The sequence below is a fragment of the Candidatus Poribacteria bacterium genome (assembly GCA_021162805.1).
Lineage (GTDB): Bacteria > Poribacteria > WGA-4E > B28-G17 > B28-G17 > JAGGXZ01.
On sequence record JAGGXZ010000192.1, the window covers coordinates 23,583 to 34,875 of the forward strand.

Genomic DNA, 11,293 nt, shown 5'->3' on the forward strand with positions numbered 1-11,293 from the left:
CTTGGCTTATCCCCGCGAAATGGTTATAATTTTTTCTAGAACAGACAGCGCGCGAGGCGAGAGATATGAGCCTTAAATCGCTTTTCCTAACGGACGAGAACATGGCGCTGGCCGTTGACCTGTATGAGCTCACCATGGCGGCCGCGTATTTTGATAACGGCATAACTCATAGATCTACGTTTGACCTCTTCATAAGGAAACTGCCGCCGAACAGGGGATATCTGATAGCCGCCGGCCTGGAACAGGCCGTTCATTATCTTGTCAACCTCAGGTTTTCGCCCGAACACATACGATTTCTGCGCGAGCACCCGATCTTCCGCAATGTCAGCGACGAGTTCTTCAATTATCTGCGTGAGTTCCGGTTCACAGGAGATCTGAGGGCGATTCCCGAAGGGGAATTGGTCTTTCCCAGCGAGCCGATCCTCAGTGTCACAGCGCCGATCATCGAGGCGCAGATCGTAGAGACATACCTTCTATCGGTCATAAACTACCAGACAATGGTGGCGACAAAGGCATCGCGGGTGGTTCTGGCCGCCCGCGGGAGGAGCGTTGTGGATTTCGGAAGCAGAAGGGCTCATGGACCTCAGGCAGGGATCTTGGCAGCCAGAGCCTCATATATCGGGGGATGTTATGGTACCTCCAACGTGCTGGCGGGTTATGAGCTTGGGATACCCATCGTCGGGACGGTCGCCCATTCCTGGAACATGACCTTCGATAGCGAGATGGAATCCTTTATAAGTTATTATAAGGTTTTTCCCCATAACACCACCTTGCTCATAGACACTTACGACACGATCGAGGGTGCCAGAAAGGCGGTCAGAATAGGCCCCGATCTGAAGGGAGTCAGGATAGACAGCGGCGATCTGCTGAGGCTAAGCCGTGAGGTAAGGGAGATTCTGGATTCAAACGGCATGGGACACGTCAAAATCGTTGCCAGCGGCGATCTGAACGAATATAAGATAGATGAGCTTCTCCGTAACGGCGCGCCCATAGACTTGTTCGGCGTCGGAACGGAGATGGTTACCTCACGCGATGAGCCCACTCTCAGCGCCGTTTATAAGCTTGTCGAGCAGGATCGAGGGGGAAGGAGCATACCTAAGATGAAACTCAGCGATGAAAAGATCACATACCCTGGCAGAAAGCAGGTCTACAGACAGAGGGATGAACGGGGAAAGTTCAAACGAGACATCATATGCCGCGTCGACGAGGAGTTGGAGGGCGAAAGGCTGCTGGTGGACGTGATGAGGAATGGAGAACTGTGCTATGATCTTCCACCCATCGACCGAATAAAGGAGAAGGCTATGAGGAACCTGTCCGACCTTCCTGAGGAATACAAGCGTCTGATCGATCCGGAGGAATATCCGGTTCTGAGAAGCAAACAACTGGAGGAATTCAAAAGGGAAACTGAGGAGAGAATTCTCAGGATGGAGATCGCCGAACATGAATAAGGCCAAAATCCAGGTGGAGCATCTGATAGCCGAGGCGGGATCGAAGGTAGAGGGGTTTCTGCGGGTGGGCGAGATGCAGGACGGAACGCCGATCAGAGTTCCACTCGCCATCATAAACGGCTGGTATCCGGGTAAAACCCTCTACATTCAAGCTGCCAGCGATGGTAACGAGCTGAACGGCATAGCTGTGGTGCAATATCTGCTTCAGAGGATCGATTCCTCCTCACTACATGGAGCCATTATCGCCGTGCCTATCGCTAACCCCATGGCGTTTCATCACCGTCAGTCACGCAGCCCGGTGGACGGGATGAAGATGAACAGATGTTTCCCCGGCAAACCCAACGGCACCTACAGCGAACGGATCGCCTATAGGTTATACCACTCGGCCGTTAAAAAGGCCGACCTGTGTATAGATCTCCACCAAGGCGGCGTAGGAAGGATGATAGATGAAGTGAGGGTGAGGGTGGGAGAGGGAAACAGATGTTATAAGGAATCAATGGAGCTTGCCAGGATCTTCGGACTAGGTTATATCCTCGACAAAAAAGGCCCGGACGGTCAGTTGGCTCGTGTAGCCCCTGAAGATGGAATCCCAACGGTAGATCCCGAGCTCGGTGGGACACATGGATGGGATATCGAGAGCATCAGACGGGGCATACGCGGGGTGATCAACGTGCTCAGGTATTACGATTTTCTGCCCGGCCAGCCCGAGATACCGTCCGGACAGATCGTGGTGCACAACTTTAAGGAAATCATAGCTAACAGAGGCGGTTTCCTCCGAATGCGAGCGAAGCTGGGCGATAATCTGAACGAGGGAGATCTGATAGCCGATATCCTCGATCCCTTTGGGAACGTGGTGGAGAGGATAAAATCCCCATGTCATGGGGTTTTGTGGTCACATAAGCCCTATCCCATGACCTCAAGCGGGGAGATTGTAGCTACGCTTGGGGTAGAAGTGGGCTACATCTAGAGGCTTAACCCTCTGATCGCCAGCGAGGCCATCATCAACATTCCCACCTTCATCGCCTCCTCCGGCACGTCGAAGGTCGGGGAGTGTATCTGGCTCACGAATCCTCTCTCCTCGTCCCTAACCCCTATCCTGAAGAAGACTCCAGGCGCATATTCCAGGTAGAAGGCGAAATCCTCCCCTCCCATGCTTGGCTCGACCTCAAAGACCTTATCCTCTCCTAGTATCTCCGCTCCGACCGATCGAACTAGATCTGCGAGTTGTGGATCGTTATACACGACGGGCGAGCCCATCTCATAGGAGAGATCACACTTAACTCCCATAGAGAGCTCAATGCCGTTTAAGATGGATCTCATCCTCTCGATGATCAGAGTCCGCACCTCCGGATCGAGCGATCTGACCGTTCCCTCCATCCTGACCTCGCTCGGTATGATGTTACACGCCGTTCCGCCCTCTATTTTCCCGACCGTCACGACGGCCGGATCGATGGGTGAGACGGATCGGCTGACGATGGTCTGGAGCTGCGTTATGAGATATGCGGAGGCGGCGATCGGATCTCTGGTCTGATGTGGTTGGGCACCGTGACCGCCGATCCCTTTGATCTTTATCCTGAACCAATCCATGTTCGCCATCGACGGCCCCGATCGCACCCCTATCTCTCCGACGTTCAGATGCGGCCATACATGCAATCCGAATATCCGATCGACATGGGGTTCCTCCATGACGCCTTCCTCGATCATCGCCTTTGCGCCTGTACCGACCTCCTCGGCGGGCTGGAAGATCAACTTAACCGTTCCGGAAATCTGAGGGTGGATCGAGCTGAGTATCATACCGACTCCGACCAAGATCGCCGTATGAACATCATGTCCGCAGGCGTGCATGACCCCATCGATTCTGGATCGATACGGCACGTCGTTCTCCTCCTGAATCGGCAGAGCGTCCATATCGGCCCTTAAAGCCACGCAGGGTTTCTCATATCTCCCCCTTATCAGCCCCACCACGCCGTTTCCGCCGATATATCGCCTGATTTCAACCCCGGCTCCCTCCAGGACGGATGCGACCAAGCTGGCCGTTTTAACGGTCTCATCCTTCAGCTCGGGGAACATATGTATCTGACGCCGTATTTGGACGACATCGGAGAATATCTCATCGATCAGACCCTGGATCTTCCCCAACATATCACACCTCCGTCGTTTTTAGGTAATTGTAAGAACATTGGGCTTTGAAGTCAAAGGAATAGGGGTGATAAAACGGGGGCTAGACAATCAGGTGAGGATTCATGTAAAATTATCCTTGATGATAATCCTACGGTAGTCCTTCGTTCGTTATTGCGTTGAGCGTTCGTTGTGTTGAAGGATGGAGACGGCAACGCAATAACGAAATAAACGATAACTTGATCAAACTTCAGTCGCGGGGAGAGGGATTATGCGAGAGATATCCGAAAACGCTATGAGGATATTGAGGGCCAAGTACCTGCTTGAAGGGGAAACGGTTGAGGAGATGTTTCACAGGGTCGCCAGCGCCGTCGCCCAAGCCGAGGCTGAAAGCGAGAAGTGGAGCTCGATCTTCTATGATCTGCTTTCAAGCTGGGATTTCGTTCCGGGAGGACGGATACTCGCCGGGGCCGGAACTCCTAACGGACAACTCTTTAACTGTTTTGTCCTGCCCATAGAGGACTCGATGGAGAGCATCTTCGAGACCCTTAAGAACGCCGCCTTAGTGCTGAAAGCCGGAGGCGGAACGGGATTCTCCTTCTCAAGGCTCAGGCCCAAGGGAGATGTGGTCGCCACCTCAAGGGGGATAGCCTCCGGACCGGTCTCGTTTATCAAGGTTTTCGACTCAGCGGCGGGGATCATTCGCCAGGGAGGGATGCGCAGAGGAGCTAACATGGCGATCCTGCGCGTGGATCACCCGGATATTATGGAGTTCATCTCATGTAAGGCCAGGGAAGGCGAGCTTAGCAACTTCAACATATCGGTCGGAGTCACGGATAAATTCATGGAGGCGCTTGAAAGGGACGAGGAATTCCCCCTCATCCATCCTAACACCAAGAAGGTCGTGAAAAAGCTTCCCGCTAGGGAGATATTCGACCTGATGGTCGAGATGGCATGGCGTAACGGCGAACCGGGGGCCGTCTTCCTCGACACGATAAACAGGTTCAACCCCACCCCGGCCTTGGGCGAGATCGAATCCACCAATCCGTGTATAGTGGGCGATGCTCTCGTGGCGACGGAGCACGGATTGATGAGGATGGAGGAGTTGGTAAGGCGGTATGCCGAGGGAGGAATAAGGGTCGCCGTCGATAGAAGAATGCTCGGAATGAGCCAGATGCTTTTTGAAGGCACAACCGGCCAACCCATATGGGCGATCGAGGAGGGAGTGGAGTTCCTTCCCATCTCCAGGGCCTTCAAAACGGGGGTGAAACCGACGGTTAAGGTGACCACGAGATCGGGTTGCGAGCTGATCCTCACCCCGGATCACAAGGTGATGACAACCCGGGGATGGGTTCCCGCCGGCGAGCTCATACCCGGCAGGGATGAGATCTTCATCCAGTCCGGAGCAGGCCTGTTTAACGATGAAAGGAAACTGCCGTTTGAGGTTCGAAATGAATATAAGGGATCAAATGGAAGAACCTACAGGCTGAACCTGCCTGGGGAGTGGTCATATGAGCTGGGGTTCGTTCTGGGATGGCTCGTCGGGGACGGCTGGGTGCGCAGCGGAGATAAAAACTGCCGTGTCGGTTTCACCTTCGGCGAGGACGATCTGGAGGTGATGGAGGAGATAAAGAGGATCGTAAACGGATGGTATGGGGCCGATATCAAGCCGGTTAAGAGGGGAAACGGTATCTATCATCTGTCATATCACAGCCGATTCCTCGTCGATTTCTTCCTCAAGCTTGGGGTAAAACCGGTCAAGGCGGCGGAGAAGGAGGTGCCGGAGAGCATCTTCGGCGCGCCACGAGATGCCGTCATCGGCTTCCTGCGAGGACTGTTCACGGCCGATGGGACAGCCGAGTATTACGAGGAACATGGGATCTTCTACGTCAGATTGACCTCAAAGTCCTTGAAGCTTCTCAAAGGGGTGCAGCTGCTTCTCCTGAACCTCGGAATAAGATCTAGAATCTTCGATAGATCTAGACCTCAACGGAGCGGTTTCAAATACCGAACCGTTTCAGGGGAGGAGAGGGTTTATAAACTTGACGGTATCTGCTACGAGCTCAGCGTAACCCGCCAGAACGTGAAAAAGTTTGCGGATATGATCGGCTTCCACGGCGGTAAACATTCGGATAAACTCGATCGAATGATTCACAGACGGCTTCGCCGCGAGAACTTCATCGACGTGGTTGAATCCGTTGAGAAGGACAGACGCCGCACCGTTTACGACCTCACGGTTCCCATCGCCCACTCTTTTATTACAAATGGAATAGTTATATCAAATTGTGGCGAACAACCTCTTTTACCGAACGAAGCTTGCTGTTTGGGCTCCATAAATTTAGCAAATCTTGTTAAAAATGGTGATTTCGATTGGGAGAGGCTGGGCGAGGTCACGCGGCTGGCGGTCAGGTTCCTCGATGACGTGATAGATGTGACCAGGTATCCGCTCGCGGAGATCGAGAAGATGTCGAAGGGAAACCGAAAGATAGGGCTGGGCATTATGGGCTGGGCGGATGCTCTTTATCAGATGGGGATCCCCTACGATTCGGAGGAGGGAATCGAAAAGGCCGAGGAGGTGATGAAGTTCATAAATGAAGCCGCATGGGGCGCCTCAGAGGAGCTGGCCAGGGAGAAGGGACCGTTCCCGTTCATAGAGCACGCCGTGAAACCGGATTGGCTCCGACGGAACGCCGCCGTCACGACCATCGCTCCTACGGGCTCCATATCGATGATCTCCGAGGCCTCCTCCGGAATAGAACCCGTTTTCGCACTTGTCTATTACAAGAAGGTGCTGGAAGGAGAGAAGCTCCCGGAGGTCAACAGATATCTCGTTCAGGCGCTGAAGGAGAAAGGGCTTTACTCGGAGGAGCTGATCAGGAAAATAGAGGAGAAGGGCTCGATAAGGGAGATACCGGAGATACCCGAGGAGATCAAGCGAGTGTTCGTCACCTCCATGGACATAGCGCCTGAGTGGCATGTCAGGATGCAGGCCGCCTTTCAGAAGTACACCGATAACGCCGTGTCCAAATGTCTGGCTAAAGGCACACTGATTCCAACTAACAAGGGGCTTATACCTATCGAGGAGTTAGGTTTTGCTAGAGGAGATGATGTCTTCGCCGATCCTATCAGTGGGTTAAAGGTCGTCGGTCCCGATGGTAAATGGCATGACGTCACAGCTCATTACTCCGGTGGAATTCAGAGGACAAAGATCATCCGATTGAGCAATGGGACGAAAATCGAGGGGACATTCAACCATAGGATAATGACGATCAACGGGTGGCGTCGTCTAGACGAGCTGAAACCCGGTGATCTAATAGTTTGTACGCGCCCTGTTTCTTCCGGGAAATTGGGGGAAATACCCGGGTGGGTTATTGGTATTGGGTTCATTGGGTTATTGGGTTCATCGGGCAGTAAACTCAATATATCCTATAAACCCTATAACCCAATAAATCCTGTAACTTTCCTGTTAAATCCGGCGGACGGCAGACAGTGGACAGCGGACGTTGAAGATCGATATCTCGTGAAGGTGGCTGAGATCGAAGAAGGTGAGTCAGAGGTATATGACATAGAAGTCTCCGAAGTGCATAGCTATGTCGTGGACGGTGTGATCACTCATAACACGATTAACCTCCCACATGAGGCCACCAGGGAGGATGTAGCAAGGGCGTTCAAGCTCGCCTATGAGCTTGGATGCAAGGGGATAACCATCTACCGCTACGGCAGCCGTGAGGAACAGGTGCTCAACCTCGTCTCAGAGGAGAGGAGGAAGGAGACGAGAGGCAAAGTTGGTCCTCGTCCTCGTCCCACCGTCACAAGAGGTGCTACTATCAGGATGTTAACCGGCTGCGGCAAGCTCTATGTGACCATAAACGAAGATGAACAGGGGTTGATCGAGGTGTTCGTCAACGCCGGCAAGAGCGGCGGATGCGTCGCATCGCAAAACGAAGCCATAGGGAGGCTGATCTCACTGGGACTTCGCTCAGGGGTTGACGTTCAGGCGATAATCAAAGAGATGAGGGGGATAAAATGCCCGCAGCCCGCATGGCAGGATGGAGAGCTGATCCAATCCTGCGCCGACGCCATAGGCAGGGCGATAGAGCTATATCTGCGCCAGAACGGGAAGTGGGAATCCGAGGCGCAGATCAAGTCGGTTCAGTTCTCCTCTCCGCCATCGCAGCAGGCAAGTTCCCGGTCATCGTCCATATCCTCGAACGAAGCGGGTATGCCGCCGGAGTGCCCTAAGTGCGGAGGGCCACTGGAGTTCGTGGAAGGATGCGTCGTGTGTAGGAACTGCGGCTATAGCAAGTGTGATTGATGAAGAGGTGAGATATGGTTCTTTCGGACAGAGATATCGTCAGATATATGGAGATGGGGAAGATAAGGATAACCCCGCCGCCCGATCTGTCCGTCCAGTTGGGCTCCTGCTCGCTGGATTTAAGGCTGGGGAACGTGTTCAGGGTTTTCGAGCACAGCAGACATCCGTATATCGATCTGAGGGAGAGGGTAGATCTGAACGACATGATGCGAAAGGTCGTCGTTCCGGACGGCGAACCGTTCATCATGCAGCCGGGCGAATTTGTGCTCGCCACGACCCTTGAGGTAATAGAGCTCGCGGATGACATCCTGGGAAGGCTTGAGGGGCGTAGCAGCTTGGGAAGGCTCGGTATAATCGTGCACAGCACTTCGGGTGTGTTCGACCCGGGGTGGATCGGCAAGGCGACGATGGAGTTGGGGAACCTGGGAAGGATGCCGGTGGCGCTTTATCCGGGGATGCGTATCTGCGCCTTCACCTTCGAGCTTTTAACCTCTCCGGCCAAGGTTCCCTACAACAGGAAACCCTCCAGCAAGTATGCCGGCCAGATGGAGCCGGAGGCCAGCAAGATAACGGTGGAAGGGATAGGTGAAGAATAAGATTCGCTCATATTATCGTTAAGTGTAGCGGAGATCCGGGAGGTCAGAAATGCTTATTTCTTAGGGTTGGAAGGAGACAGGAAACAGGAGGCAGGGGAAAACCTATATTCCTGTCTCCTATCGATGATATCGCTATACTCAAGAGAAATAAGAGCGCTCTCATTTATCTCCAGTAAGAAAATTCGCCAGAAATTACGATGTGAGATCTGGCAGAACGCTTATATTATCGCTGAGTGTAGCAGAGATTTTTAAAGCTACCGTCCGCAGTCGGCAGTCCGCCGTCCGCCGTTATTCCGCTGCGGACCGCGGACGGTGGACGGCGGACAATTAGCCATAGATTACTACACTCAAGGGAAATAAGAGCGTGGCAGAAAATTATGAGGGTAGATCAGAGTGCCGATTAATCGAATCGTCATTAAAAATTACAAGAGCTTGGAGGACCTCTCTCTTGACCTGAAGCGCTTTATGGTCTTCATCGGGCCGAATAACGCCGGTAAAAGCAACCTGTTCGACGGTCTGAGCTTCCTTTCAGACCTGGTTAAGAGCGACCTCGGCGTTATACGACAGAGAGGAAGGTTTGAGCAAATCGTGTTCAACGGGGAAATCGATCGGGTGATCTCCTTCGAGATCTTCGGCGAGATGGACATAGACGGTGAAAGTAGACGCTATAGATACCTTATCGAGTTAGAGGGTGACCGCTTTGGAGGTTGCTTTAACAGGAAAGAACTTTTCCTGTTGCTTCAAGATGATGAATGGCAGAAGATTCTTGAATTTCCGACAGATCAAGGAACCGCCGTTGAGAGAAGTCTTGAAAGCGCTGACCCTTGGAGAGATATGGTTTTCAGGTAGTATAGGAGGAGTTCCTTGAAGATAGCCCTATTTGTCGAGGGGTTGGAGAATACCTAAGTGCTGGGGGCAAAATTAGAATTTCCCCATCCTCAACATTAGAATGCAGGCCGAAGGAGGTTATGAGGTCTCTCTTTAGAAAAGCAGGCAGATCTTTTCGTCCCACACACGATAATCCTAAGATCGCCCTGAAGATTGATATCAACAAGGCGATGCGGCATAATAGAAGTTTCTCTGAATTTCGGGATCTGATAGAGGATCCCTGAATCCGAGGTGTTTGAGGATGAGTGATATGAGAGCTGATAAAGTTAGGGTTCGTATAGCTCCCGCTCCCACGGGACATATGCATCTGGGAAACGCCAGAACCGCCCTCTTCAACTGGCTCTTTGCGAGACATCACGGCGGGAAGTTCATCCTTCGTATAGATGACACGGACGAAGAGCGCTCCTCCGAGGAGTCCATAAAGGCCATCCTCGACGCACTGAGATGGTTGAAGATGGATTGGGATGAGGGACCTGAGGTGGGAGGGCCATATGGGCCTTATATCCAGTCACAGAGGATAGATATCTACAGGCGATACGCCCGTAAGCTCGTGGAGGATGGCAGGGCCTATTATTGCTACTGCACAAGGGAGGAGCTGGCCGCCGAGAGGGAGGAGGCGCGTAAGCAAGGCAAGCCCTTCAAATATTCGGGCAGATGCAAAGGGTTGACCGATGAGGAGAGGAGGAGGTTCGAATCTGAGGGAAGGGTCCCCACCATAAGGCTTAACCTCGAGGCGGCGTGGGATTCCTCTGAGGGGAAGATCGTCGTCGACGACCTTGTGCTGGGCGAGGTCGAATTCAAACTGAGCGCCTTCGACGATTTCATAATCCTCAAATCCACCGGTATGCCCGTCTACAACTTCGCCACCGTCATAGATGACCATCTCATGCGGATAACCCACGTCATACGGGCGTCGGAACACCTTTCAAACACGCCCAAACAGATTCTGATCTACAAGGCGTTAGGGGTCAAGCCACCGCTTTTCGCCCACGTGCCGATGGTCTTGGGAAGCAGCAAGGGAGAGAAGCTCAGCAAACGTCACGGCGCCGTCTCTGTGGAGTGGTATCGGGATGAGGGATATCTCCCGGAAGCCATGATAAACTTCCTGGTCAGGCTCGGATGGTCGTATGACGATAAGGAGGAGATCTTCTCCCTGGACGATCTGATAGAGAAATTTGATCTCAACAGGGTCGGCAAAAGCGGCAGCGTCTTCGACATCAAGAAGCTCAACTGGCTTAACGGCAAATACATAATGATGATGTCGCTCTCCGAGAGGACAGACGCCGTCATTCCCTTCCTGGAGAGAGAGGGGCTGATCAGGAGGGAGGAGATCACCCCGCAGAGACGAAAGTGGCTGGAGAGGATGGTGGAGGCCGTGGGAGATAGGATGACCAAGCTCTCGGACATAGTAACCTACACATCCTATCTCTTCGTGGAGGAGATCGAGTACGCGAAGGACGGGATAAAGTGGCTCTCCAGGGAACACGTCCCTGGAATGCTCAGAGAGGTTCGAGATGTGCTTGCCGATGTCGATCCGTTCGACGCCGAGCATATAGAGAGGGCGCTTCGCGAGTATATCGAAAGATCGGGAATCAAACCGATACAGGTGATGCAGCCGATAAGGGTGGCGCTGACGGGTAAGACGGTTGGTCCGGGGCTGTTCGACGTGATTGAGCTTATGGGCAAAGAGAGGGTGCTGGGACGGCTGGAGAGGGGAGCGAGAGAGGCGTTAAACCTCCGACAAGCTGAGGCGTAGCATAGAAGGCGGACCGGGACAAGATTAAGACAAGATTAGATGGTATCGCTCATATTTTCGGTGAGTGTAGCAGAGAGCTGATTTGCGTAGTGCGTAATGCGTGCGGCGTAAAGCGCCTTACGCTCTACGCCCTACTCTCTACGCCTTGCGCACTACGCTTGATGGATAACCG

The 11,293-nt window shown here is 53.1% G+C and carries 7 protein-coding genes; 6 read left to right on the forward strand and 1 reads right to left on the reverse strand.

The window, feature by feature from the left end; genetic code table 11:
• Positions 1-101 precede the first annotated feature (101 nt).
• Both J7M22_15835 and J7M22_15840 read left to right on the forward strand, forming a co-directional pair.
• On the forward strand, positions 102-1,448 hold the full coding sequence (locus tag J7M22_15835; GenBank protein ID MCD6508077.1) for a nicotinate phosphoribosyltransferase: 1,347 nt from the start codon (positions 102-104) through the stop codon (positions 1,446-1,448).
• The gene (locus J7M22_15840) at positions 1,441-2,415 is read left to right on the forward strand and encodes a succinylglutamate desuccinylase/aspartoacylase family protein (GenBank protein MCD6508078.1); all 975 of its coding nucleotides are present in this window, start codon (positions 1,441-1,443) and stop codon (positions 2,413-2,415) included. The genes J7M22_15835 and J7M22_15840 overlap by 8 nt, the downstream gene beginning before the upstream one ends.
• Here the strand turns inward: J7M22_15840 and J7M22_15845 are convergent.
• On the reverse strand, positions 2,412-3,590 hold the full coding sequence (locus tag J7M22_15845; GenBank protein MCD6508079.1) for an amidohydrolase: 1,179 nt from the start codon (positions 3,588-3,590) through the stop codon (positions 2,412-2,414). The genes J7M22_15840 and J7M22_15845 overlap by 4 nt on opposite strands.
• Positions 3,591-3,837: 247 nt before the next feature.
• Between J7M22_15845 and J7M22_15850 the strand changes: the two genes are divergently transcribed.
• From J7M22_15850 to J7M22_15865, 4 genes are all read left to right on the forward strand, one after another.
• The gene (locus tag J7M22_15850) at positions 3,838-7,881 is read left to right on the forward strand and encodes a TSCPD domain-containing protein (GenBank protein MCD6508080.1); all 4,044 of its coding nucleotides are present in this window, start codon (positions 3,838-3,840) and stop codon (positions 7,879-7,881) included.
• A 14-nt stretch (positions 7,882-7,895) separates the two neighbouring features.
• Positions 7,896-8,477: a dCTP deaminase gene (locus J7M22_15855; GenBank protein MCD6508081.1), complete on the forward strand. Its 582-nt coding sequence runs from the start codon at positions 7,896-7,898 to the stop codon at positions 8,475-8,477.
• Between the two features lie 393 nt (positions 8,478-8,870).
• Positions 8,871-9,326, forward strand: a complete 456-nt coding sequence (locus tag J7M22_15860) for an AAA family ATPase (GenBank protein MCD6508082.1) — start codon at positions 8,871-8,873, stop codon at positions 9,324-9,326.
• A 289-nt stretch (positions 9,327-9,615) separates the two neighbouring features.
• Positions 9,616-11,121, forward strand: a complete 1,506-nt coding sequence (locus tag J7M22_15865) for a glutamate--tRNA ligase (GenBank protein MCD6508083.1) — start codon at positions 9,616-9,618, stop codon at positions 11,119-11,121.
• Positions 11,122-11,293: the final 172 nt, after the last annotated feature.

Excerpts from the sequence above, each read along its gene's own strand:
- J7M22_15840 (MCD6508078.1), top strand. The coding sequence starts at position 1,441 with ATGAATAAGGCCAAAATCCAGGTGGAGCATCTGATAGCCGAGGCGGGA.
- J7M22_15865 (MCD6508083.1), top strand. The coding sequence starts at position 9,616 with ATGAGAGCTGATAAAGTTAGGGTTCGTATAGCTCCCGCTCCCACGGGA.
- J7M22_15835 (MCD6508077.1), top strand. The coding sequence starts at position 102 with ATGGCGCTGGCCGTTGACCTGTATGAGCTCACCATGGCGGCCGCGTAT.
- J7M22_15850 (MCD6508080.1), top strand. The coding sequence starts at position 3,838 with ATGCGAGAGATATCCGAAAACGCTATGAGGATATTGAGGGCCAAGTAC.
- J7M22_15855 (MCD6508081.1), top strand. The coding sequence starts at position 7,896 with ATGGTTCTTTCGGACAGAGATATCGTCAGATATATGGAGATGGGGAAG.
- J7M22_15845 (MCD6508079.1), bottom strand. The coding sequence starts at position 3,590 with ATGTTGGGGAAGATCCAGGGTCTGATCGATGAGATATTCTCCGATGTC.